The 24054-nt window shown below is 54.2% G+C and carries 18 protein-coding genes; 13 read left to right on the top strand and 5 right to left on the bottom strand.

Annotated features, from left to right (window positions below; genetic code table 11):
- Positions 1-112: 112 nt before the first annotated feature.
- The 6 genes from pal (at position 113) to AAC086_RS13035 (ending at position 7748) form a co-directional block, all read left to right on the top strand.
- Complete coding sequence (gene pal / locus AAC086_RS13060; protein WP_339779167.1) at positions 113-616, top strand: peptidoglycan-associated lipoprotein Pal; 504 nt, start codon at positions 113-115, stop codon at positions 614-616.
- Between the two features lie 144 nt (positions 617-760).
- Entirely contained in the window at positions 761-1933 is a 1173-nt protein-coding gene (gene ybgF, locus AAC086_RS13055; RefSeq protein ID WP_339779165.1) for a tol-pal system protein YbgF, read from the top strand.
- Between the two features lie 61 nt (positions 1934-1994).
- The gene (gene tilS / locus AAC086_RS13050) at positions 1995-3485 is read left to right on the top strand and encodes a tRNA lysidine(34) synthetase TilS (protein WP_339779163.1); all 1491 of its coding nucleotides are present in this window, start codon (positions 1995-1997) and stop codon (positions 3483-3485) included.
- A 111-nt stretch (positions 3486-3596) separates the two neighbouring features.
- A complete protein-coding gene (ftsH, locus tag AAC086_RS13045; protein ID WP_339779161.1) occupies positions 3597-5534 on the top strand; it encodes an ATP-dependent zinc metalloprotease FtsH in 1938 nt (645 codons plus the stop codon).
- A gap of 19 nt (positions 5535-5553) precedes the next feature.
- Entirely contained in the window at positions 5554-6672 is a 1119-nt protein-coding gene (gene folP, locus AAC086_RS13040) for a dihydropteroate synthase (protein ID WP_339779159.1), read from the top strand.
- A gap of 311 nt (positions 6673-6983) precedes the next feature.
- Positions 6984-7748 (top strand): response regulator transcription factor, encoded by a 765-nt coding sequence (locus AAC086_RS13035; protein ID WP_339779157.1) that lies wholly within the window; start codon positions 6984-6986, stop codon positions 7746-7748.
- A 90-nt stretch (positions 7749-7838) separates the two neighbouring features.
- Here the strand turns inward: AAC086_RS13035 and AAC086_RS13030 are convergent, their stop codons facing one another.
- Positions 7839-9926: a sensor histidine kinase gene (locus tag AAC086_RS13030; RefSeq protein ID WP_339779155.1), complete on the bottom strand. Its 2088-nt coding sequence runs from the start codon at positions 9924-9926 to the stop codon at positions 7839-7841.
- The gene (locus tag AAC086_RS13025; protein ID WP_339779153.1) at positions 9926-11830 is read right to left on the bottom strand and encodes a sensor histidine kinase; all 1905 of its coding nucleotides are present in this window, start codon (positions 11828-11830) and stop codon (positions 9926-9928) included. Before AAC086_RS13025 ends, AAC086_RS13030 begins: the two co-directional genes overlap by 1 nt.
- 507 nt (positions 11831-12337) lie before the next feature.
- Here AAC086_RS13025 and glmM point away from each other — a divergent pair.
- The 4 genes from glmM to AAC086_RS13005 are packed head-to-tail and all read left to right on the top strand — an operon-like array spanning position 12338 to position 15478.
- Positions 12338-13711 carry a phosphoglucosamine mutase gene (glmM, locus tag AAC086_RS13020; RefSeq protein WP_339779151.1) on the top strand — a complete coding sequence of 458 codons (1374 nt, stop codon included), beginning with the start codon at positions 12338-12340 and terminating at the stop codon, positions 13709-13711.
- 26 nt (positions 13712-13737) lie between these two features.
- Complete coding sequence (thiD, locus tag AAC086_RS13015) at positions 13738-14538, top strand: bifunctional hydroxymethylpyrimidine kinase/phosphomethylpyrimidine kinase (RefSeq protein WP_339779149.1); 801 nt, start codon at positions 13738-13740, stop codon at positions 14536-14538.
- Between the two features lie 23 nt (positions 14539-14561).
- Complete coding sequence (locus AAC086_RS13010) at positions 14562-15122, top strand: DinB family protein (RefSeq protein WP_339779147.1); 561 nt, start codon at positions 14562-14564, stop codon at positions 15120-15122.
- Positions 15119-15478, top strand: coding sequence for a hypothetical protein (locus AAC086_RS13005; protein ID WP_339779145.1), 360 nt, complete (start codon positions 15119-15121; stop codon positions 15476-15478). Before AAC086_RS13010 ends, AAC086_RS13005 begins: the two co-directional genes overlap by 4 nt.
- 6 nt (positions 15479-15484) lie before the next feature.
- On the opposite strand, the gene AAC086_RS13000 is transcribed toward AAC086_RS13005, so the two are convergent.
- Complete coding sequence (locus AAC086_RS13000; protein WP_339779144.1) at positions 15485-16360, bottom strand: AEC family transporter; 876 nt, start codon at positions 16358-16360, stop codon at positions 15485-15487.
- A gap of 247 nt (positions 16361-16607) precedes the next feature.
- Here AAC086_RS13000 and AAC086_RS12995 point away from each other — a divergent pair, with 247 nt between their 5' ends.
- Positions 16608-17246 carry an HAD family hydrolase gene (locus AAC086_RS12995; protein WP_339779143.1) on the top strand — a complete coding sequence of 213 codons (639 nt, stop codon included), beginning with the start codon at positions 16608-16610 and terminating at the stop codon, positions 17244-17246.
- A gap of 45 nt (positions 17247-17291) precedes the next feature.
- On the opposite strand, the gene AAC086_RS12990 is transcribed toward AAC086_RS12995, so the two are convergent.
- Positions 17292-19361: a tetratricopeptide repeat protein gene (locus AAC086_RS12990; protein ID WP_339779142.1), complete on the bottom strand. Its 2070-nt coding sequence runs from the start codon at positions 19359-19361 to the stop codon at positions 17292-17294.
- Positions 19362-20038: 677 nt separating this feature from the next.
- On the opposite strand from AAC086_RS12990, the gene ilvD reads away from it, so the two are divergent.
- Entirely contained in the window at positions 20039-21892 is a 1854-nt protein-coding gene (ilvD, locus tag AAC086_RS12985; protein WP_339779141.1) for a dihydroxy-acid dehydratase, read from the top strand.
- A gap of 193 nt (positions 21893-22085) precedes the next feature.
- A complete protein-coding gene (locus AAC086_RS12980; RefSeq protein WP_339779139.1) occupies positions 22086-22727 on the top strand; it encodes a LysE family translocator in 642 nt (213 codons plus the stop codon).
- 83 nt (positions 22728-22810) lie between these two features.
- Here the strand turns inward: AAC086_RS12980 and ald are convergent, their stop codons facing one another.
- Positions 22811-23926, bottom strand: a complete 1116-nt coding sequence (gene ald / locus AAC086_RS12975; RefSeq protein WP_339779138.1) for an alanine dehydrogenase — start codon at positions 23924-23926, stop codon at positions 22811-22813.
- Positions 23927-24054 lie beyond the last annotated feature (128 nt).

The following is a 24054-nucleotide window of genomic DNA, read 5'->3' as shown; positions in this document are numbered from 1 at the left end:
GTCTTCGCGAAACACCGTATGCGATTCGTTTTTAAACGAGCATGTGATGGTGTCGCGAGACATGGTAAAACCAACTCGGGCGAATGCGTCCGGTGTTAAGGGGAAAACTTAAATGAAACTTCGGATTCTGAGTGTTTTTGCTGCTGCCGCTCTTTTGGCCGCTTGTGAAACAGCACCTGACAGCGCTGCGACTTCGCAGGGCGAGGGTGTCTCTACAATGAACCAGCCTGCAGAAACCACCACTTCGAATGCGCTTTCTGAAAGCAGCCCGGAATGGTTTGCGGTTAATGTTGGCGATCGCGTCTTCTTTGCCTACGATCAGTATGACCTGTCGGCTGAAGCCCGTCGCACCCTGGAACTCCAGGCTGCCTGGCTGAAGAAATACCCGCAATACACTGTTCTGGTTGAAGGCCATGCCGACGAACGCGGCACGCGCGAATACAACCTTGCACTCGGCGAACGCCGTGCGAACTCTTCCAAGGATTATTTGATTGCTTTGGGCGTTGAACCGTCCCGCATCGAAACCATTTCCTATGGTAAAGAACGCCCGGTTGCTCTGGGTCATGACGAAGCCAGCTGGGCTAAAAACCGTCGCGCTGTAACGGTTGTCCGTTAATCGCGGCCGGGTTTAAATCCGGTTTGATTTCAGGCGCCTGTCCCGGTTTCGGGGCAGGCGCCTTATTTTTGCCGTTTGACAGCGCAACGATTTTTGTTTGAAATCTGATGCATGTTAGCCAAATTGACCGTAAAGGACCGGGAAATGATCCGACCAGAACCCGTCATGATCCGTGGCGTTTCCTTGCTATCTCGGAATGCGGCCTCCGCCGCCTTGCCAGTTTCGCATCATACACGCCCGTCTCTGCTGGCCCGCATGGGCGCGCTGGTGATTTTGGGGTTTTTGACTGTCGGGTTTACGTCCCCGGTAATGGCGCAGGACGCCTCGGTGTCGCGCCAGGTTGAGCAGTTGCGCAAGGATCTTGATCTGCTGCAACGTTATGTTTACCGCGAAGGCCCGCCTGCTGACGGTGCGGCTTCTGCGGGAACAGCGGGAGGGGGCAACGCCCCGGCTGCGGCGCGCCAGCAGGTTCAGCTTGATAATTTGCAGGCCCAGATAACCCAGCTTACCGGTCAGATCGAAGAACAGGGTTACAAGGTCCGGCAGATGTCGGATCGTCTTGATCGCCTGATTTCCGATGTTGATTTCCGTTTAAGCCAGCTTGAAGGCAAAGGCACCCAGACAGGGCAGGCCGGTGTCGGTGCAGGTGCGGCGACCGGCGGGATGGCCCCGGCAAATGATGCCGGTAATCAGCCAGGCGCGGCAGGTGCCAATTCCAGTGGCGGCAGTGGTAATCCTGACGGAACAAGTGCCGGACAGCCGCTGGATAAAAACGGCACCCGTCTGTTTGGTGTGATCAAGGGGCAGGGCGAGGCTCCTGAAATTCCATCTGGTCCGCAGGCCGGTGCGAATGGTGCCGCCAGTGCGGCAGGTGCCAGTGCCGCAGCCGCCGCTACGGCTGCCAGCGCGTCGGATGGTGTGCTGCCCGCAGGTACCCCGCAAGACCAGTACCGTTATGCCTTTGGTTTATTGCGCCAGCAAAAATTCCCCGAAGCTGAAGCCGCCTTGCGGGCCTTTGTTAAGGCCCATCCCAAGGACCCGTTGGCAGGGAATGCTCAATATTGGTTGGGCGAAACCTTTTATGTCCGGGGCAATTATGACCAGGCATCACTGGCTTTTACCGAGGGTTTCCAGAATTATCCTGATAGTCCGAAAGCGGCAGACAATTTGCTGAAACTGGGCATGTCGCTGGCTAATTTGGGTAAAACCGACGATGCCTGCCTGACCTATGATCATTTGCTGAGCAATTTTGAAGGATCATCGACGGTTATTCTTGATCGCGCGCGGCAGGAAAAGAAAAACCGGAAATGCAAATAAGGCTGTAATGGCAATTATGACGACTGTCTTGCCAGATAATGCGGCGTCTAACGGGGTTCCCTTGGACGCCGCTTCTTTTTCCGCCTTGATGGCGCCTTTTGCGCCGTTTGAGGAAAAGCCACGGCTGATGGTTGCGGTATCGGGCGGCGCGGACAGTATGGCCCTGGCTATTTTGGCGGCACGCTGGTGTGCGGATCATGCTGGCAAGCTGGTTGCCGTTACCGTGGATCACGGGTTGCGCGCAGATGCGGCGGGCGAGGCGCAATGGGTGAAACGGCAACTGGCCAAATACGGCATCACGCATATGACGTTGCGTTGGACCGGCCCCAAACCCGGTGCCGCTATTCAGCAAGAAGCGCGCGCGGCACGCTATCGTCTGATTGATGATCTGGCCGGGGAACTTGGTATTTTACATGTCCTTGTGGCCCATCATTGTAATGATCAGGCCGAAACAGTTGCCATGCGACAGGATCGTAAAAGTGGTCCCATCGGGCTGGCGGGCATGTCTGCACAGCGATATTTGCGCCACTGCCGGGTTTTGCGCCCTTTGTTGCCCGTTGCCCGCAAAGACCTGTCGGCAACACTGATGGCGCTGGAAAAAGCCGGGATCGTGCCTTGTGGAACAGGCCGAAGCGAAACAGCGGATAGCGATCCTCATTCCGGCGGGCAAAACTGGATCGAAGACCCATCGAACAGCAATCTTGCGTTTGAGCGGGTGCGAATGCGGCAAAGACTGCAATTGTGTGCTGTCGGCGCGGGTGATTTTTCATCACAGGCATATGCACGCCAGAACCTGGAACAGGCCATTGCAGGATTTTTGGCCCGGTATGTTTTTGTCGCAGCGGATGGTGCGGCCTCGGTTCAATGGCCGTTCATGGCGGATTGCGACATCAAAGCCGACGGGGATGCCGCGGGGGCGAATGTTGGTGTCGGTGAATTTGATATTGCCGCCTATGGCATCGGCCATGTTTTACGAATTATCGGCGGTGGCCAATATGCCCCGGCGCGAGACTCGGTCAGGCATGTTTTGCGATTATTGCAGAAAAACACTGCGGCGCGGCACAGTCTTGCCGGGTGTGTGCTGCATCGGCGTGAAAATCATATTTTGATTTATCGGGAAGCCGGGCGGATGGATGTATCCCCGCAACCGGTTTTGTCGCACGGCCTGACACGGTGGGATAACCGGTTCGAACTTTGCCTGAAATTACCCGAAAAAACCGCCACACGCGGCGATATGACTGGTTTTAGCATTGTGCCATTGGCGGTGTGTGACCCGTTTCACAAGCGTGTCTTTCGCCGGGCGATGGCACGAACTGTGCCGTTTTGGGCATCCCGGCCCCGGCAGGCGCTGGCGGTATTGCCGCTTTTGTTGTGGCAAGATCAGCCTTTATCTGTCGCTGGCCTTGAGATTTGTGCACTTTCCGACGTATTATCCGCCGCCGGTTGCCCGACAGATCATTTGGAACTGTTTCGGGTGATCAAAGTGACGTGGCGGTTTGCACCATCGGCCCCTTTGTGGGAAGGTGGTTTTAAATTCGTCGCAAATCCGTGACTTCGTACTTGCGCCGGGCCTGCCTGATATTATCTGATGGTGCAGGTCATGTCGCGGGGTGCCTGCCGCGTAGTGGCGGATATTGTTCGCGACCAGTAGCTTGGAAAGAATATGGGAAAAAATCTCGCACTGTGGGTCATCATAGCCATTCTTTTGGTGGCTTTGTTTAACCTGTTCCAGTCGCCATCCGGACGGTCGGGCCAGTCACAGCTGGCATTTTCGGACTTTCTGTCGGATGTAGATTCCGGGCAGATTTCTGAAGTGACCATTCAGGGCAAAACTCTTACGGCGCAAACGCGCGACGGTCGCACCGTCAATGTCTACACGCCGAACTATCCCGACCTTGTTGACAGACTGAACAAGAAGGGTGTTCGTATTGTTGCCAAGCCTGAAGAATCGCTGTCGCCGCTGATGAGCGCGCTGATCAGTTGGTTCCCGATGCTGCTGATTATCGGCGTATGGATTTTCTTCATGCGTCAGATGCAGGGCGGCGGTGGCAAAGCCATGGGCTTTGGTAAATCAAAGGCAAAATTGCTGACCGAAAAGTCCGGTCGGGTCACCTTTGAAGACGTTGCCGGTATTGAAGAAGCCAAGAACGAACTTGAAGAAGTTGTCGACTTTCTGCGCGATCCGCAAAAGTTCCAGCGTCTTGGTGGCAAAATCCCCAAAGGTATGCTTTTGGTCGGCCCTCCGGGCACGGGTAAAACCCTTTTGGCACGTGCCATTGCGGGTGAAGCCAATGTCCCGTTCTTCACCATTTCGGGTTCTGACTTTGTCGAAATGTTTGTGGGTGTCGGCGCATCGCGTGTGCGTGACATGTTCGAACAGGGAAAAAAGAACGCACCCTGCATCATCTTTATCGACGAAATTGATGCTGTCGGCCGCCATCGTGGTGCCGGTCTTGGCGGTGGTAATGATGAACGCGAACAGACGCTGAACCAGCTTCTGGTCGAAATGGATGGTTTTGAAGCCAACGAAGGTGTCATCCTGGTGGCCGCAACCAACCGTCCTGACGTTCTGGACCCTGCATTGCTGCGTCCGGGCCGTTTTGATCGTCAGGTTGTTGTCCCAAACCCCGATCTTGAAGGCCGTGCGCAAATTCTTGGTGTGCATGCCCGCAAGATTCCGTTGGGACCGGACGTTGAACTGCGTACGGTTGCCCGTGGAACCCCGGGGTTCTCGGGTGCGGATCTGGCCAACCTTGTCAACGAAGCAGCCCTTGCGGCAGCCCGTCTTGGCAAGCGCGTTGTCACCATGTCGGATTTTGAAAACGCCAAGGACAAAGTCATGATGGGCGCGGAACGTCGCTCCATGATCATGACCGATGACGAAAAGAAACTGACGGCCTATCACGAAGGTGGTCATGCGCTGGTGGCCTTGCATACACCGGCATCTGACCCGATCCACAAGGCAACCATCATTCCGCGCGGTCGTGCGTTGGGGATGGTGATGCGCCTGCCGGAACGTGATCAGCTGTCAAAATCCTATGAACAGCTGATTTCCGATCTGGCCGTTGCCATGGGCGGGCGCGTTGCTGAAGAACTGATTTTCGGCAAGGACAAGGTCACCACCGGGGCATCTTCCGACATCAATATGGTGACGCAATATGCGCGCAAGATGGTAACGGAATGGGGCTTTTCCGAAAAACTGGGTAACGTGAAATATGTCGATAACCAGGAAGAAGTATTCCTGGGGCATTCGGTTGCCCAGCATAAGAATGTTTCGGAAAAAACCGCACAGCTGATTGATGAAGAAGTTCGTCGTTTCTCGGATGAAGCTCTTAGCTTTGCCCGTCGTGTTTTGACCGAACATATCGATGACTTGCATATCCTGGCCAAAGGGCTTCTGGAATATGAAACCCTGAGCGGCAAGGAAATCGAAGCCTTGCTGCGCGGCGAGGAAATCAATCGTCCGGGGCATACCGGTGGTACGGGCACAGATAGTGGCAACACGGGTCGTCGCTCTGCTGTTCCGGCATCGGGCGTGCGCAAGGAAAATCCTGGTGAAGGTAAGGGGGATCTGTCACCCGAGCCGCAGCCAGGAAATTAAGATGAAAGTTTGCTGACCTATGGACAAGATCCAGGGATCGGTCCTGCGAAGCCCCGCCGATGTGCGGGGCTTTGCTGATTTTGATGGACCGCTTTATTACGTGCCGACAGGCTTTATCGACCGGGCGGATGACCCGCAGACCTTGCCCCTTGCGGGCGGGCGGCGTGGTTTTTCGGCCCTTGAAATTATCCGGCGCCGCGATGGCGGCGGTGCCCAAAGTATGATTTTGCCGTTACTGGCACTGGAAGGCTGGGTGCAGAATTCCGGTCGGGTTGACGAAATCAATGCGGTATTGGACCGTCTAACGGGCAATCGCCGGGCATTTGCCAATCAGGATATGGAAAGTTCTCATATCATGGGCATTGTCAATGTCACACCAGATAGTTTTTCCGACGGCGGCGATCATGATACGGCGGAACGCGCCATTGCCCATGGCCGGGCCTTGGCCGGGCAGGGGGCGTCCATTCTTGATATTGGCGGTGAATCGACCCGCCCTGGTGCGGCGACTGTGTCGATTGATAAGGAAATCGAACGGGTTGTTCCGGTTGTTCGCGCCCTTGCGGATGACGGACATTGTGTTTCTGTTGATACCCGTCACGGGGCGGTTATGTCCGCCGCAATGGATGCCGGGGCGCAGATCATTAATGATGTAACGGCCCTTGAAGGCGATGAAGCCTCGCTGGAATTTGTCAGCCAGTCTGACACGGCACCGGTGATCCTGATGCATATGCAGGGCGAACCGGGAACGATGCAAAATAATCCGCAATATGATTGTGTTGTGCTCGATGTGTACGATTATTTGCTTGATCGTATCGAAAGCTGCGAGCGCGCGGGTATCAGCCGGGATCGTATCTGTGTTGATCCGGGCATTGGATTTGGAAAATCCCTGTCGCACAATATGGAGCTTTTGTCTCGCCTGTCGATCTTTCATGGTTTGGGATGCCCGGTTTTGCTGGGCGCGTCACGTAAATCCTTTATCGGTAAAATTGACCCCTCGGCAGAGCCCAAACAACGACTGGGCGGGTCCTTGGCTGCTGCACTTAACGGCTGGCGCCAGGGCATGCAGATTTTGCGCGTTCATGACGTTGAACAAACAGCACAGGCCCTTGGCATTGCTTCGGCAATGGGCACAGTCTGATGCTGCTTTGGCCTGTCCGGGGCGGGTGATATTGACGGGGAGGTAGTCTGTTAAAGGCACCTCCCTTGTCTGTTTTGAAGGCAAAATGATTCTGTCACTTTCTGACACTGCTGGCTTCAGCCTTGCTATTGAAGTTCATTATCTTCATATGTCTATGATCGGATGAACTTTATGTTTTTGCGAAAATACTGATTTGCGCGAACTTTTTTCCTGTCGCCAGGAGAAAAACGAATCCGTTTGAATATTGACATCTATGTAGGGTCATATTGTAAAAGCCTTTTGGTGCTATCGGGTAGTCGGAGCAGAAATAAATGGCTGCGTGTATTTTTGTGGTCGAAGACAATGAGGACCTTAACCGCGATCTTTGCGAGTATCTGGAGATCTGCGGGTTCGACGTCGTCGGGTGTGAAACCGGGCAGCAATTTCATCGCGCTTTGGATGATCTGACGCCGAACGCTGTTATTTTCGATGTCATGCTGCCCGATGCGGACGGGTTCGATCTGGCGCGTTTCACCCGCAACAAACTTGATTGCGGTATCATGATGCTGACATCGCTTTCTGGCATGGATCAGCATTTAGCGGGGTATCAGGCGGGGGCAGATGTTTACCTGACCAAGGACAGTCCGCTTTCGGTGATCGAGGCGGCCTTGCGACCGTTGTTGCGGCGCGTATCGACAAATTCTGTTGAAACAACCGGCGAATCGGTGGTCGAAAATTCGAATGACTGCTGGACGCTTGATCGTTTGAACTGGACGCTCACGTCCCCGCAAGGGGGCAATGCCGTTCTGACGGCTGGGGAACGGACCATCATCAGTGTCCTGATCGAGGCAAATGGCGGATGGTTGACCCGGCCTGACATTGTCAGTGCGCTTGGTAAAGCCGATACTGCTGAAAACTGTCGCAATCTTGATACGGCGATCCGCCGGGTTCGGCAGAAAATTTCCAAGGATATCGGGGACGAGTTGCCTGTGCGGACCGCCTATGGTCGCGGATACGCATTTGCATCACCAGCCGTTATTGTCGGTGACGAACCCGAGGCAGAGGCCGTTGCCGCCAAGGCCCGTTCAAACGCCTGATGCGGTCTGCTTGAAATGTTCAAATGAACATAGGCCGAGATTGTTTTGATCGTTGGCAGTCTTGTCTTGCGCTGTAAACCTGTAATTACCTTATAATGGTGATTCCAGTGGCAATGTGATCCGGATGTTAAACCCGGTTTCGGCGTTGGTGACAATGTCTGTTTTGCCGCCATGTGCGGCAATGATGCGCTGTGTAATGTGCAGCCCCAACCCGATCTCATTTCGGGGCAGCAAACTTTCAGGGTCGGTTTTTTTCTCGTAAAAGCGGTTTGGGTCGGTTTCCGGCTCAATCGGGCTGTGAAATGAAAACAGCGAATTGCGTAGCGCTTCGATATCTGCAGCTTCATCAAGAACAAGACCCGGATGAGAAATGTCGATTTTCAGGGTCATTTTATGTTCTTCCTCCGCGACCAGTGAAATCGTTTCGCCGGGCAACTGTCGGCGGGCATTTTCAATGACGTTGGTTAATGCCAGGCTCAGCAGGGTTTCATCGGCATAAAGAACGCTGTTGGCCTTGCCGCTATAGCGAAGACCGATCTGAGCATTTTCGCGCTGTGCCATCGCCGTAAATTCGCCAAGGAATCCTTTTGCCGGAATAAGTTTGCGGGCGAGGGCAAATTGCGGTGCGTTTAAATTGTCTTTTCCTAAAAATACATCAACCAGCCGGGCCAGTTTGCCAGATTGATCCTGGATGCGTTTCAGGCGGTCGGTTACGGGGCGCGGAACGTCGTAGGTGCCATTTGCGGCAGCTTCTTTGTGTAAACGCAGGGTCACCATTTCGGCGGCACGCTGGATAACAGCCAGGGGTGTTCTAAATTCATGCGATAGCATCGAAACCAGTTTGCGTTGTTCCTGAACCAGGTTTTCGGTGCTTTCTGCCATGGTGGCGGCTTTTATTCGGTCCCGGTCAATGGCCGTGATGCGCAGGCCCATCAGCGCGCTCATCAGTACAAGATGGGCAAGCAGCGCAAAGGGGTATGCTGCTTCGGTAAAATTATTGACCGGCAACAGATGGTTTAAGGCCAGATAATAGATCATCAGTGCCACCGTTGGCACGGCCATGACCGTCAGATAAATCCAGTGCACAATAAAGCGCGGATTTCGGATGATGCGCCGTATCTGAAAACCAATGTAAATCAGCATGATGGCGGTGTGCGAAAACTGGCAATAGCTGGCAAATATGGTGTAAAGCGGCGAGGTGGCAGTCACCGCCCCCAATAGAACAACAACGGAATATGCACAGAAAATCTTTTTACAAAGTCGACATTCCGAGCCAATATCAAGGATATGAACCCATAGCAGGCTGGCCGCTGAAATATTGATGGCGGTGCCTGCCCCAACCAGCAAGTCACTGGTATAAGGCCATTCCGGTGCAAAGATGGTCAGGAACACGCCGCCAACTGCCGAGGCTAATGTGCCAAATGCTGCAAGGCATACCCCATAAAGTGCAACCGCGTAATCGCGGATAAAGATGCCAACAATGACGTAAATAACCGCCATCATCATCACGACACCGATAAAAAGTCCCTTGGCGACCAGGCCAAGAGACCAGCGGCTTATTTGCACATCATTTGATAGCAGGGATGCTTCGATAAACTGGGTGCTGTTTGACTGGGTGCGGATGTAAAGGCTGTATTTTCCTTTATCGATGGCCGGGAAGGTCGCCAGATGTTCCGGTGCCAGCACCGGCCGCTGGCTTGAGGGTAAATGGTCCCCCAACAGAGCCGACCATAGCGGCGCAGAAGTGTCTTTTTGAGTCAGATACACATTGATTTCGTTCAAAAAGATTGGCCCGATATCGAGATAGCGGCTTTCACCGATCGGCCCGGAAGCAATCAGATCAATGCGATACCAGATGGCATTGTTGGTATAACCAAAGGCTGGAATATTGGAATGTGCGGTAAAGGCACTGTCGGGCAGGGCGCGGATATCGTTAAGGGTTTTGCTTTGTTCGGGATCCTGAAAGCTGGCGATATGCCCGGTGAACAAAATATCGTCCGAGGTCGGGGCAGAAATATTAACGGGTGGCGCCAAATCCGCCCATGCTGTGCGATGCTGCACATCAAGCACGGTTATCAGAACCACAAACAAAAGGCAAACCAGCCCGGTTTTAAGCGGCCTTGAAGGGGCGCTTGTAACGGCATTTACGGCTTGGCATATGGCGGAAAGAAGGACCATTATTCTGCCCCCCCATTGTGCGCATTCCGCCTCGCTACCATCCGCTGGCTGTTATGGCGGATGTTATGAATGGTTGCATCGCGATCAATGGGCAGCTTGAAAACGACGGTGGTGCCACCTTTTTCGGCGACAGACATGGTGATAGAGCCGTTATGTGCTTCAAGAATGCGGCTGGCAATGTGCAGGCCAAGGCCAACGCCACGTGTTCCGTCTGATGTTTTTCCGCGATAAAACGCCATTGAAACCTGTGACAGGTCTTCTTCGTTCATACCAGGACCATGATCGAGCACACGGATATAGGCATAGCCATCCCCGCGATGGTTGCAATCGACCGAAACGGGTGAACCTGGTGCATATTTACGTGCATTTTCTATGACATTAGCAATTGCGAGTTTTAACAGGGTGGGGTCGGCCATGATGGCAGTACTGGCATCGCCATGCAGCGTAATGTCAATCTGAGTGCCTTCCTGATCAATTGAATCGACAATGTCAGAGAGAAAATTCAAAAGATTGACGGGGTGAAGGTTCAGAGTAAAGGCACCGCGATCGAGCGTGTCTTTTGTCAGAAAAACATCAACCAGTGCCGATAGTTGGCCCGCGTGGCTGCGGATACGCGCCATGCGGTCGACAATCCCGGCTCCTGCTTCGCCCAGGTGAAGTGAAATCAGTTCGGCGGACCGTTGAATGATGGCCAGCGGGGTCCGAAATTCGTGCCCCAGCATGGTAATGAATTCGCGTTGTTCTTCGGCAAGCTGGCGGGTTCGGTAGCGGCGGCTTTGGGCGGCAACGCGGGCATTTTCCAGATAGCTGGTTCGATAGGCCATGGCCATTCCCATCAAAATCAGATGGAAAAGGGTCGATACAGGATAAATGGTCTGGGTTAGCCGGTTGGCTGGTGCCAGTCCGACCAGCGAGGCGATATAGATCAGTGCCGCAAGACAGGGAAGGCCCAGCGCAAAAAGATAGAACAAGTGCATGCCGCGCGGGTTAAGCCAGACGCGATAAATCAGGCAGCAAAATAAACTCAACAGCACCAGAAGGTGAAAGGATAGAAAATAATGGCCAAAATCGACATAAAAGGGTGTCGGGGCCAAAAAGGCCATCGCGGCGGCGGTCCCCGCATAAATACAATAGGCGCGATAAAGACGGTAACTGATCTGGCGCAGGTCAATCACCGTGATCCACATCATGACACTGGTCGCCACCGACAGGGCGGTACCACCACCGGTGACAATGTCGTTCAGGGCTGTTCCAAGCGGTTGCAACAGCAAAATGCCCAGCCCGGAAAGGCCGATGCCCAGTATTGCAACGGATAAAACATAGCAGCCGTACCAGAACAGGGAAATATCGCGGATCAGCATGCCGCCAGTAATGTAAACACCGCCAATCACCACCAGGGCAGCAACCAGTATGCTCGACAAAATCAGGGCGCGTCCTCCCCGGGACATCAGGGTCGAGTCATTGCGAAAGCTGGCCGAGAGAAGATTGGAACTGGTTGTTTCCACACGAAAGATGATCCTGTATGTGCCGGGCATCAGGGCGGGAAGGCGGGTTGTATGACTGCGGTTTTTTATGGTGTCCCTTTTGACCTTGATTGTGTCGCCCAAAAGATCACGCCAGATGAATTTTTGTTCATTCAGGCTGAAAATGGCGACGTCAATCCGGTCAAGATAGGGGGGGCTGACTTCCAGAAACAGGCGCATATTTTGTGATGACACTGTTTGGGTATTGGGGGAGGATTCTACCTCGAATTCGGCGCGATACCAAACGGCATCCCGGGTATATCCAGTACCGGGACTGGTGATGATCGATACAAAATCCTGGTCAGGGCGGTCGACAACATCGCGAAAAGACAGGGATCGTTGCGGGTCGCTCAGGCGGATAATGTATGGGGTCAGGGACATGTCAAACAGGGTTTGTTTACCCGGTGGTGTGACAATGAGGCGCGCACCCTGGAGACCCGTACCCTGGGCACAGGCGGTCTTGCCGGGCAGGAAAAACGTTGCGCAAAATACTGTAAACAAGATGCAAAAAACCGACAGAACCCAATGCGGGCCTGTTCGTTCATCGATACAAACAAGCCGTGCCTGTTGACCCGTGGTTGGCACGTTAGAAGAACTCTGCTGAAAAATTCCCCGCGTCATTTTTTTTGACGGCATCAATCCCCTGGACCCTCAAAAATCACCCCTTTCATGTGTTAACGTTAAATCAGGCCCGATGCCATTGCTTTATTGTGCCAACCTGCGCAATGCTATTGTCGGCAATGTATATTGCTAACTGTTTGGCCGGGGGCAGATACAGGAACAAGGCCGGTGGCATTCTGACCCGATTTTGCTATAACCGGAGGCCAGCACGAGAGCACAACCCGGTTTTTGAGACACCGGATCAAGCATAGAGAAAGAATACAACACATGAGCCGCAAATATTTTGGGACCGACGGGATCCGTGGAACCGCAAATAACGCGCCGATGACTGCCGAAGTCGCCCTGAAGGTCGGCATGGCAGCCGGGCAATATTTTACCCGCGGCCATCATCGGCATCGTGTTGTGATTGGTAAGGATACCCGATTGTCGGGCTATATGCTGGAGCCTGCACTGGTTGCCGGTTTCACATCGATGGGGATGGATGTGATTTTGGTGGGGCCCATGCCGACCCCGGCTGTGGCCATGCTGACCAAATCCATGCGTGCCGATATTGGTGTGATGATTTCTGCGTCGCATAATCCCTTTGAAGATAACGGTATTAAACTGTTTGGGCCTGATGGTTTCAAGTTATCCGATGCTGTTGAAAGTGAAATTGAAGCCCTGATGGATCGCGATCTGTCATCGTTGCTCGTACCTGCCAAATCGCTAGGGCGTGCCAAACGGATTGAAGACGCGCCGGGGCGCTATATCGAGGCGGTGAAATCGTCTTTACCAGGCCATGTCACGCTTGAAGGGCTGCGAATCGTGCTCGATTGTGCCAATGGGGCCGCCTATAGCGTGGCACCGATGGTTTTGCGTGAACTGGGTGCCGATGTTATTGAAATTGGCACCAAGCCAAACGGCTTTAACATCAATGATAATTGTGGTTCGACCCATACCAGGCCAATGTGCGATCTGGTGGTGGACCAAAAAGCCGATGTTGGCATTGCCCTTGATGGTGATGCCGACCGTGTGCAGATGTGCGATGAAAATGGCCGCCTGATTGACGGTGACCAGCTAATGGGCCTGGTGGCCGCACATTGGCATAAAACCGGCCAACTGCGCGGCAATGCCCTGGTGGCAACTGTGATGTCCAATCTGGGCCTTGAGCGGTATTTGGAAAAGCAGGGATTGCGGCTGATTCGAACCAAGGTTGGCGACCGTTATGTGGTGGAACAGATGCGCGCCCTTGGCTGCAATGTGGGGGGCGAACAATCTGGCCATATTGTCTTGTCCGATTTTGCCTCGACCGGGGATGGTTTGCTGGCATCCTTGCAGGTGCTTGCGGTTTTGTCCGGGCATGACGGGCCGGTATCGCAGATGACACATGTTTTCGATCCGTTGCCGCAAATTCTGAAGAATGTGCGTTATGCTGCCGGAACGGACCCATTGGGCCATAGCAGCGTGATCGAGGCCATTTCAGCCGCCGAAAAATCGTTTAATGGTGATGGAAGGGTGCTTATTCGCAAATCGGGGACCGAACCCCTGATCCGTGTTATGGCCGAAGGCGATGACGCCAGCCATGTTGAACGGGTTGTGGACGGTATTATCATGCAAATTAATGCTGTAACGGCCGATACCGGTTTCAGCTTTTCAGAATGACGGGTTTGAAGAACAGGAGACTCCCGATGAAGGGGCGTGTGTTGATCCTTGCCGGCTCTGACAGCTCCGGCGGGGCCGGTATTCAGGCGGATATTAAAACGGTGACGGTTCTGGGCGGCTATGCCGCAACGGCAATTACCGCGCTGACAGCGCAAAACACCCAGGGCGTGTTTGGCGTGCTGGGGATCGACCCCGCCTTTATCCTGCAACAGGCCGAATTGATGCTGGACGATATCGGTGCCGATTGCCTTAAAACCGGGATGCTGCATTCGGTTCCCGTGATCGAGGCGGTTGCAGGCTTGCTTGCTGGCAAGGCCGCAGGATTACCCGTGGTGATTGATCCGGTGATGATATCGCAAAGCGGGTCGCGCCTTTTGAACGAAGACGCAGTGGAAAGCCTGATTAAATTACTGGTGCCCCGCGCAACCGTTTTAACGCCCAATATTCCTGAAGCCGAAGTTTTGTCGGGCATACGTATTTCAAGCGAGGCCGACATGATCCTGGCGGCCGAGAAAATTGGCGCGATGGGGGCAAATGCCGTTTTGCTTAAAGGCGGACATTCCGACGGCAGCCGGATCATTGATATTTTGTGGCAGCACGACCACGGCATTTCCGGTTTTGAAGAGGACCGTATTCCGTCGGAAAATAACCACGGTACAGGTTGTACCCTTGCCAGTGCGATTGCCACAGGTATTGCCCAGGGACTGGATTTGGGCGATGCGGTCGCGCGCGCGCGTGCCTATGTGCGCGAAGCCATTCGCACCGCACCCGATTTTGGCAAAGGCAATGGGCCGCTAAACCATGCCCATCCCTTAACGGGTGAATAGCCTGCAACAGAAAGCCACACGTCATGCCGCGACAAACCGCAATGCCAGGAACATCGTTTTTTGATCAGGCCCGTAATAATGCCTGGTCTAACTTTCGGATGTTGACCTGTTGTGAAAAACTGTCACCTGCTGAACTAACAGCACCGCGGACCTCGTTTTTCCCGACAATATTGCAAACCCTCAATCATATCCTGATTGTCGATTGGTATTATATTGATGCTCTTAACTCTGGTGGTCGGGGGCGCGCCTGTTTTGCCAATGCAAACCCGTTTTCCGATATCGACAAGCTGGCCAGGGCCCAAACTGACAGCGATCGTGAATTGCTGGATTTTTGCGAAAAGCTGACCGGCGAGGGGGCGGCGCAAACTGTGGCATTGGACCGCGGTGAGGGTGAATTGGTCCGCGAAACAGCAGGGGCAGTATTGTCGCATCTGTTTGTGCATCAAACGCATCATCGCGGGCAGGTGCACGCCATGCTGTCGGGCACATCGCAAAAACCACCACAACTTGATGAATATTACCTGGAATGCGACGCCCTTTATCGGGGACGTGATTTTAACAAGATGGGCTGGGACGGTAAATGATGCGTTTCATCCGGGGGCGAATGGGCCGCCGATTATTGGCGGTGGGTATTATTTCCCTTTTGGCATGGGCCTCACTGGGAGGGCCGCGAGAATGGTTTGCCAACCGGTTCTGGGCAACGGATGCGGCCCCGTGGGAACGCGTAACGGCAGTTTATTACCCCGACAAAGCCGATAGATCGGTGTTTAAGTTCGCGGGAGAAGGCCTTGAAAACACAGAAAAATGCCGGGATGCTGTGATGGCGCTTGCCGTTGAAAACAATGACCCGCAACTGGCGCATGGGTCCTATGATTGTGCGGTGGGTTTCTATGCCGACGACGATCATACAGGGCATTATCGACTGACAATCACGCCCTGATCCGGTTTATAAAACGTACCATAACAAGGCAGGCAAGCTGATGGCGGCCAGGAAGGTTGAGGCAATCACAACCCCGGCCACTTCTTCGGGTTCGTTGTCATATAGCTGGGCAAACAGATAACAAAAAACTGCCACCGGCATTGAACATTGCAAAATCACCACACCGCGCGCAATGCCTTCAAGACCCAGAATTTCGGACAGTCCAAGGCCGACGGCAAAGCCCATCGCCAGGCGCAAGACCGATAAACCAATGCTGCGTTTCAGGCTGACCGGTTTAAGCCGGGCCAGCGACACACCCAATGTAAACAGCATTAACGGGATGGTCATCTGACCGATCAGATCGGTTGTATTGTAAAGCCATGCGGGCACGGGTGTTTTGGTTGCCAGAAAAACAATCGCAATCAGGGTTGCCGGTACAATTGGCATTTTTGCCAGAGAGCGGATTGAAAATGACCCGGCGACAAAGGCAACCCCCACGGTCAGTTGCAATACGATCATGGCGGCAAAAAAGGCAACAGCCAGTGCCAGGCCGTCATTGCCAAAAGCCAGCAGGCATAACGGCAAGCCCACATTGCCAATGTTGGGCCAGCTTAGCGATTGCAAATAGGTGCGTGGCGACAGTTTGAAGAGCTTCAGGACCGGCCAGCCAATGGCGATAAAGGCCAGAATTGACAGAACCGCAGCACTGCCCATCGACAGCAAAGCATCCGATCCCAGCTTGACCGTGGCAAGGGCGGCAAATGTCAGGCAAGGGGTGCCAAAATAGGTGACAAGCGATGTCACAAGGGATGTGTCAAAATGCTTGCCGGCGCGCGCCCAGAAATATCCCAGCCCGGTCGTGATAAAAACCGGCGCAAGAATGGCAAAAATATTAGCAAACATACCTGATCCCCCTGACAAAAACGCCAGTGAAGGTAATTGCCATGTTCAGGCAGGGTCCGACAAGTTAATAATGGTAATACCAGTTATAACACGGATGTTATGCAACCCTGGCGGGCCGGTTAAAGAACAGGGCTTTTGCAGTTCCCCCTTGCTGTGGGCGGTCATTTATCCCATTCTAAAGGTTGCCAGTTTTCCTGTTGGCGGTTCTGATTTTGGATTTAACCCGTTGTCGGGCGGATGTTTTCTTATGAATGACTATTCCTTTGTTCGCAGACACCTGATTGATCCGGCTCCAAAATGGCGCGATCGGCGGCATCCGTTGCCAGCGGTTTTTCTCGACCGCGACGGGGTCATAAACGAGGAAGTGCATTATCTGTCCCGGCCCGAGGATATGGTGTTGATCCCCGGGGTGGCGAAGGCCATCGCCAGGATTAATGCGGCAAGGGTGCCGGTGGTGGTTGTGACCAATCAGTCCGGTGTCGCGCGCGGGTTTTTATCCGAAGACCAGTTACAAGATTTGCATGTGCGAATGACGCAGCTTTTGGCAGACGAGGGCGCATCCGTGCAGGGCATTTATTATTCACCCTTCCATAGCGATGGTCAGGGTGACTATCGCAAAGACAGCATCTGTCGCAAACCTGGCCCCGGCATGATTTTCGCCGCCTGCGAAGAGTTTGCCATTGATCGTGCCGACAGCGTGCTCATTGGTGACAAAATTGCCGACATTCGTGCCGGTAACGCGGCCGGGTTAAAAACCGTTATGGTGCGAACGGGGCATGGTGCGCATGAAACAACGCTGCCCGAAGCCGCCGAGGCGGGTTTTATTGCCGATGATTTGCAGGCAGCTGTTGATCAGCTATTTGCCAGTGGGGCCATTGCCCTATAGGGCATATTGCCGTGCGCGGGATGGTATAAAACGGGTGCTGGGTATTTATCTGGTGCACCATGTGCGCCAGATATCGCGATAGGCTTCTTCAAAATCAGCTGCAATCAGGCGATGATTCATCATGCTTGCCTTAAGGACCCTGTCGCGCAAGGTGCGGCGGATCATGGATAATGCATCGACGTCGCGGCCAAGCAAAACCGCCTTTTGAACATAGCCGTTGCGGGTTTCTGCTGCCAGGGCATCCAGCCCCACATCGCCTAGCACACCCAGCCCGCATCGTGCCGATGGCATGGTACCGGCCAGCGTAACAAACGGCACCCCATGCCACAGCATGTCGCAGCCCGCCGTAATATTATTGGCAGGGAACGGGTCCAGCCCGATGTCAATCTGGTCATAAATTGCGGTGTTACGGATTTTGTCGGGGGTTATACCCTGGCAGGTAACGCGATCAATATGAATGCCAGCTTGCCGGGCGCGATCAAGAAAATTCTGGCGTACAAATGCGTCATGGAGCCCGTCGGCCTGAATGATCAGGCGGCTATTGGCGGCTTTGTTCATGATGCGCGCCCAGCTGTTAAGTACGGTATCGCCAATGCGTGGCAAGGTGCCCACAAATCCGAAGGTCAAATATCCGTTCAACAGGGCTGGCAAAGGGCCTGTCGCCTGGCTGTTTTCGGGCGGGGTATAGGCAAAGGCGGCATGGGGCAGGCGGTGCAGTGTTTCGCTGCAAATGCGGTTTTCTGCGGCCCCGGCGGCGGTCATATCGACATGGCCAAACATGTGGTCAATTTGCCCGATACCGGTCGAGGCATGATAAAATGTGACCTGCACCGGTGCCGGGCGATGGGCGAAAACCTCGATCGGGTGATCACGGGTAAAACCCGACAGATCCACCAGAATATCGATCTTGTCCTTGCGAATGCGTTCAGCAATGCGTTGTGCATCCTGGCCTGCAACATCGCGCCAGCTATCGGCAACAATTTGCCATTGCCGGGTAATGTCATCATGGCGGGTGACGGCAGAATATAAAAACAGTTCAACGGTATTGCGGTCATGATTTCGCGCCAGTCCCATCAGCCGGGCATAGAGCGGGTGATCGCGAAAATCGGGTGATATCCAGCCAATGCGCAGCCTGCGATCCGTGCTGCGGGTATTGGCAAATTTGGGCGGGGATGTCTGGGGGGCTAAATGCGACCGCGCCCATTGCCGGGCCTGTTTTAAATATTCCGGTCCGTCAAATTGCGGCAAATACAGCAAGGCCGATAAGAGCCGGGCATGAAAATCGGCGCGGGCCGGGTTTTTCTCCACCAGGGCCGCAAGGCGGGCAACCCCGTGGGCGGTATCGCCACCCCGGATCAGAATATCGGCAAACAGACCCTCGATATCGGCCATGTCGGGGGCATGGGTGCGTGCAGCTTCAAGGACGTTATTGGCTTGCTGATATTTGCCCGCAGCAATCAATGATGCCGCCATATTGACCATGGAAGGCACATGATCAGCATGGATGCTGAGCGCGCGGGAAAACAGGTTTTGTGCGGCATCAAGATGGCCGAGGCGCAAAAGTACCGCGCCAACCTGGTTGATTTTATCGGCATCAAGTTTGGCGGCTTCGGCCGCATTTTCAAAGGCCATCAAAGCGGCTTCATATTGCCCTAGCGCGTTAAGGGCTTCGCCGAACAGCAAAAATGCATCAAAATTGCCGCTATGCAGGTTCAGCATCCGGCCCAGAAGGTCGATTGTTTGGCCGTAATTGCCGCGTGCCTTTTCCAGGCGCGCCAGATGGAACAGCGCGGTGGGAAAGTCGCCATGATAGCTTAGTGCGAGGCGGAATTCATCAATCGCGTGTTCAATATTGCCATTGGCTTCCAGGGCGATGGCATAGTTACACCGTGCCGCCGGGTTTGCCCCCATGTGCGAAACGCAGTTTTCAAACAGCTCCAGTGCTTCACGATGATGCCCCTGGCGGGTTAGCAACGTCGCGAGCAGATGTTCTGCCTCGCGATTGTTCGGGGCAATGTCGAGAACACGGCGATAAATCTTTTCCGCCTCTTGCAGGCGGTTGCCTTCGTGGGCTGCCAATCCGCGCCGCAGCAATGTTGAAAGCTCGGCTGTCATGCAATGCCTTGTTTTTGGTGTCTTTGCCGATAAGGGCGTACCCGTGACCCGTTTGTCATCTTACGCACATCGTGCGTCTTTAACATAAAGAAATTGACGACGGTATAGCGACGGTATCGGCGCGCAGGAAATGCCGTTAATGCCCCTGTGGCATTCTGCACGCATTGGCATTGCGCGGGCCGACCTGGCAAACTACCTGCAGTGATAGAGGTTGCGGTTTATAAGCTGCCTTTGGGTCGGTTATTGCCAGGTCCGTGTCCGATATTGGTTCGGGCCAGGGCACGCGGGGCCGTGGACCCGCATAAGAACCCAAAAAACCCCGGCCATATTGGGCCGGGGTAAGAATGGGAGTGGGAGAATCGCCTGGCGGCGATAATCAGACATTATAATATTCTTTCGTGATGGCAGCGTCTCCTATCCGTTTGATTGATCTTATGGGTCTTTGGGATAGGGGATTTTATGTACATAATCCATTGGAGCAGTACATTCTGGGGTTGGATGTTTGGTCGCGGCATTTGGGGGCTGTCCCGACGGGCTGTTTGCCGATAAGCTGTCAGGTATAAAAATACGTGCATGGCAGATTTGTCGAAACTTTCGGGCAAAAAACTGTAAATCGACGCCAAGTCTGTGCTAGAACGCGAGTTCAAAAATATTACGTATAAAGAGAGGGTCGACCCATGCCGGAATATCGGTCTCGTACAACCACCCATGGTCGCAATATGGCCGGCGCGCGCGGCTTATGGCGCGCCACAGGCATGACGGATGAAGACTTTGACAAGCCGATCATTGCGGTGGTTAACAGTTTTACCCAGTTCGTGCCGGGCCATGTGCATCTGAAAGATCTGGGGCAGATGGTTGCGCGCGAGATTGAGGCATCGGGCGGTGTTGCCAAGGAATTTAACACCATTGCCGTTGATGATGGCATTGCGATGGGGCATGACGGCATGCTCTATAGCCTGCCGTCACGCGAAATTATCGCGGACTCGGTTGAATATATGGTCAATGCCCATTGCGCCGATGCGATGGTGTGCATTTCCAACTGCGATAAAATTACCCCGGGCATGTTGATGGCTGCGATGCGGCTTAACATTCCGTGCGTGTTTGTTTCGGGCGGGCCGATGGAGGCAGGCAAGGTCACCATCGATGGCAAGGAACGCCATCTTGACCTGGTTGATGCGATGGTTGAAGCCGCCGATCCCAAAATTTCCGACGAACAGGTCGCTATTGTTGAACGGTCGGCATGTCCGACCTGCGGGTCATGCTCGGGCATGTTTACCGCCAATTCCATGAACTGCCTGGCCGAGGCCCTTGGGCTGGCATTGCCCGGTAATGGTTCGGTGCTGGCAACCCATGCAGCGCGCAAGGAACTGTTCCTTGAAGCGGCCCGCACATCGGTTCGGTTGGCGCGTCGTTTTTACGAAGAAGACGACGTCACCGCATCGCCGCGTGGCATTGCAACGTTTAAAGCGTTTGAAAATGCAATGGCGCTTGATATTGCCATGGGCGGGTCGACCAACACTGTTCTGCATTTGCTGGCAATCGCCCGCGAAGCGGAAGTTGACTTTACCATGACCGACATGGACCGTCTGTCGCGCAAGGTGCCGCATCTCTCCAAGGTGGCACCGTCTCATCCGTTATATCACATGGAAGATGTGCATCGTGCCGGTGGCATCATGCGTATTTTAGGCGAGCTTGATCGTGGTGGCTTGCTGCATACCGATGTGCCGACAGTCCATGCCAAAACCATGGCGGATGCCCTTGATAAATGGGACATTCGGCGCACCAGCAATGAAAATGTGCAGAAATTCTATCGCGCCATGCCCGGTGGTGTTCCCAGTCAGGTGGCCTTTAGCCAGGAACGGTACTGGGACGATCTGGATATGGACGAAAAAGAAGGCTGCATTCGTGATGTCGAACATGCCTATAGCAAGGATGGCGGTTTGGCGGTTCTGTTTGGCAATATGGCGATCAATGGCTGTATTGTTAAAACCGCCGGTGTTGATGCCAGCATCCTGAAATTTTCCGGCCCGGCCGTAATTTGCGAAAGCCAGGACGAAGCCGTTGCCAAGGTTCTGGGCGGTGAAGTCAAGGAAGGCGATGTTGTGGTCATTCGGTATGAAGGACCAAAGGGCGGGCCGGGGATGCAGGAAATGCTCTATCCGACCAGCTATTTGAAATCGATGGGGCTGGGCAAGGCCTGTGCATTGATTACCGATGGTCGTTTCTCGGGTGGAACGTCCGGTCTTTCAATTGGTCACGTTTCGCCCGAAGCTGCGGCGGGTGGCGATATTGCCCTGGTTGAGCCGGGCGATATGATCGAAATCGATATCCCCAACCGCACCATCCATATCGCGATTGACGATGCCGAAATGGCCGCGCGCCGCGAAGCCATGGAAGCCAGGGGCACTGCTGCTTGGAAGCCCGAAAAACCGCGCAAGCGCAAGGTGACAACCGCGTTGCGGGCCTATGCCGCCCTTGCCACCAGTGCCGATAAGGGTGCTGTGCGCGATGTAACCCAGGTTGAATTCTGATTTAACCAGCATTCGCGACAAATCATTAAAACCACCCGGCACGTCAAAGCGTGCCGGGTGGTTTTTTTATGGAAACTGATAAATAGGCGACGCTGAAAACCCGTCGGCGTGTTTTTGATTTTCACAAACCTCTCGTTCCGTGTCATGATTTTATCAAGCAATGAGCATTTGTAACGTCAGGGGGCGAGGCAATATGGAACTTTCACTGCTGATCGGGGCAATGATTGCCGCAGCGATATATGTGTTAACACCGGGTCCTGCCTTTTTGGCGATGCTGGGGTTAGGGGCGGCCCAGGGCAGGGCGGCCAGTGCCGGGTTTTTGTTTGGGCATTTGGCAGGCGACATCATGTGGGCCGGGCTGGCATTGGTGGCGATCATTGGCTCGCGCGTGATGGACCCGGTGGTTTTTCACGCCTTGGCCATGGTGTGCGGTGTTTATTTGTTCTGGCTGGGATTTCGGGCGTTGACTGCGCGCAGCAAGGCCGAAGGCGGGGTTGATATGGTGATCCGTCGGCCATGGCGCCGCGGGCTTATTTTTGGCATCACCAATCCCAAGGGATACCCGGTGGCGGTCGCAATGTTTACAGCCCTTCTGGCTAAAAATGCTGATATGCTCGATTGGGGCAGCATGGCGGGCTTGCTGGCCGCCTCTTTGGTCGGGTTTATTCTGGCTGACCTTATCTTGATCTGGCTGGTCGGGCTGGGCTTTTTGCGCAAGTTCTATTTGCGCTATCAAATCTGGATCGTGCGGGCGACAGGTTTGATTTTTATCGGCTTTGCCGTTCAGGCCATCACCAGTTCACTGCCGGGGCTTTGGCATTGGCGTAAAACATAAACCGGGTTTTGTGCCGAAGAACACCGGGCACCCCCCGCCAGAATGACGGGGGGGAGCAAAGCAGATTTTAAGATGTTACGGGCTTATGCCAATGCTTTTTGCAGCGGCAGATGGTCGTAGCCCAGTTCGCGGGCCACGGCTTCATAGGTTATTTTACCATCATGCACGTTCAGGCCTGCTGCCAGATGAACATCATCATGGCAGGCCTTTTTCCAGCCCTTGTCGGCAAGGGCGAGCAAGAATGGCAGGGTGGCGTTGTTCAGGGCAAAGGTTGACGTGCGGGCGACAGCGCCGGGCATATTGGCAACGCAGTAATGCACAACATCATCAACAATATAAATCGGATCGGCATGGGTGGTGGCTTTGGATGTTTCAAAACACCCGCCCTGATCAATGGCGACGTCAACAATCACGGCACCGGGCTTCATTTTTGAAAGCTGTTCGCGGTGGATCAGTTTCGGGGCGGCAGCACCGGGGATCAGAACCGCGCCAACCACCATGTCGGCGTCGTAAACCAGCGATTCGGTATCGTCGATGGTGGCATATTGGGTTTTGATCCGCGCGCCGAAAATATCATCCAGATAGGTCAGGCGTTTGACGTTTTTATCAAGAATGGTGACGTCCGCGCCCATGCCTGCCGCAATGCGGGCGGCATTGGCACCAACCACGCCGCCGCCAATGATAACGACCTTGGCCGGGGAAACACCGGGAACCCCGCCGAGCAGCATGCCGCGCCCGCCATAGGCCTTTTGCAGGGCCGCCGCACCAACCTGCGGTGCCATGCGCCCGGCAACTTCCGACATCGGTGCCAGCAGGGGCAGGCCGCCGGTGCGGTCGGTTACGGTTTCATAGGCAATTGCGGTAACGCCCGATTTGATCAGGCCTTTGGTTTGTTCCGGGTCCGGTGCCAGGTGCAAATAGGTAAACAGCAACTGGCCGGGGCGCAGTTGCTCATATTCTACCTTTTGCGGTTCCTTGACCTTGACCACCATTTCAGCAGTGGTAAAAATTTCGCTGGCCGTATCGACGATGGTAGCCCCCGCTGCCTGATAATCGGCATCGCTACACCCAATACCGGCACCGGCACTGGTTTCGATAATCACTTTGTGACCGTGGGTAACGGCTTCGCGTACGGATGACGGGGTCATGCCGACGCGATATTCATGGTTTTTGATCTCTCTTGGGACACCGATTAACATCGCGTGACCTTCCTGATTTGGGGTGGCGGGTGGGCTTTTTGCCCGGCTTTTGGTTATTTTTGAATGATACCCTAAAATTTTGGCAATTTCTCTTCAATCTGGGTCGCCAAAAATGGTAATGTTGGCAG

Origin of the sequence: uncultured Thalassospira sp. (assembly GCF_963976115.1) — a bacterium.
In the GTDB taxonomy this organism is placed as follows: Bacteria; Pseudomonadota; Alphaproteobacteria; order Rhodospirillales; family Thalassospiraceae; genus Thalassospira.
The sequence above is the reverse complement of the archived record's forward strand: the minus strand, read 5'-3'. Positions and strand labels throughout refer to the sequence as shown.

Bases quoted from the DNA above. Each gene is read 5' to 3' on its own strand.
- pal (WP_339779167.1), top strand. From the start codon at position 113: ATGAAACTTCGGATTCTGAGTGTTTTTGCTGCTGCCGCTCTTTTGGCC.
- AAC086_RS13005 (WP_339779145.1), top strand. From the start codon at position 15,119: ATGATGCGTTTCATCCGGGGGCGAATGGGCCGCCGATTATTGGCGGTG.
- thiD (WP_339779149.1), top strand. From the start codon at position 13,738: ATGAAGGGGCGTGTGTTGATCCTTGCCGGCTCTGACAGCTCCGGCGGG.
- AAC086_RS12980 (WP_339779139.1), top strand. From the start codon at position 22,086: ATGGAACTTTCACTGCTGATCGGGGCAATGATTGCCGCAGCGATATAT.
- ald (WP_339779138.1), bottom strand. From the start codon at position 23,926: ATGTTAATCGGTGTCCCAAGAGAGATCAAAAACCATGAATATCGCGTC.
- ybgF (WP_339779165.1), top strand. From the start codon at position 761: ATGATCCGACCAGAACCCGTCATGATCCGTGGCGTTTCCTTGCTATCT.
- AAC086_RS12995 (WP_339779143.1), top strand. From the start codon at position 16,608: ATGAATGACTATTCCTTTGTTCGCAGACACCTGATTGATCCGGCTCCA.
- AAC086_RS13000 (WP_339779144.1), bottom strand. From the start codon at position 16,360: ATGTTTGCTAATATTTTTGCCATTCTTGCGCCGGTTTTTATCACGACC.
- AAC086_RS12990 (WP_339779142.1), bottom strand. From the start codon at position 19,361: ATGACAGCCGAGCTTTCAACATTGCTGCGGCGCGGATTGGCAGCCCAC.
- folP (WP_339779159.1), top strand. From the start codon at position 5,554: ATGGACAAGATCCAGGGATCGGTCCTGCGAAGCCCCGCCGATGTGCGG.
- AAC086_RS13010 (WP_339779147.1), top strand. From the start codon at position 14,562: ATGCCGCGACAAACCGCAATGCCAGGAACATCGTTTTTTGATCAGGCC.
- AAC086_RS13030 (WP_339779155.1), bottom strand. From the start codon at position 9,926: ATGGTCCTTCTTTCCGCCATATGCCAAGCCGTAAATGCCGTTACAAGC.
- AAC086_RS13025 (WP_339779153.1), bottom strand. From the start codon at position 11,830: ATGTCCCTGACCCCATACATTATCCGCCTGAGCGACCCGCAACGATCC.
- ftsH (WP_339779161.1), top strand. From the start codon at position 3,597: ATGGGAAAAAATCTCGCACTGTGGGTCATCATAGCCATTCTTTTGGTG.
- AAC086_RS13035 (WP_339779157.1), top strand. From the start codon at position 6,984: ATGGCTGCGTGTATTTTTGTGGTCGAAGACAATGAGGACCTTAACCGC.
- ilvD (WP_339779141.1), top strand. From the start codon at position 20,039: ATGCCGGAATATCGGTCTCGTACAACCACCCATGGTCGCAATATGGCC.
- glmM (WP_339779151.1), top strand. From the start codon at position 12,338: ATGAGCCGCAAATATTTTGGGACCGACGGGATCCGTGGAACCGCAAAT.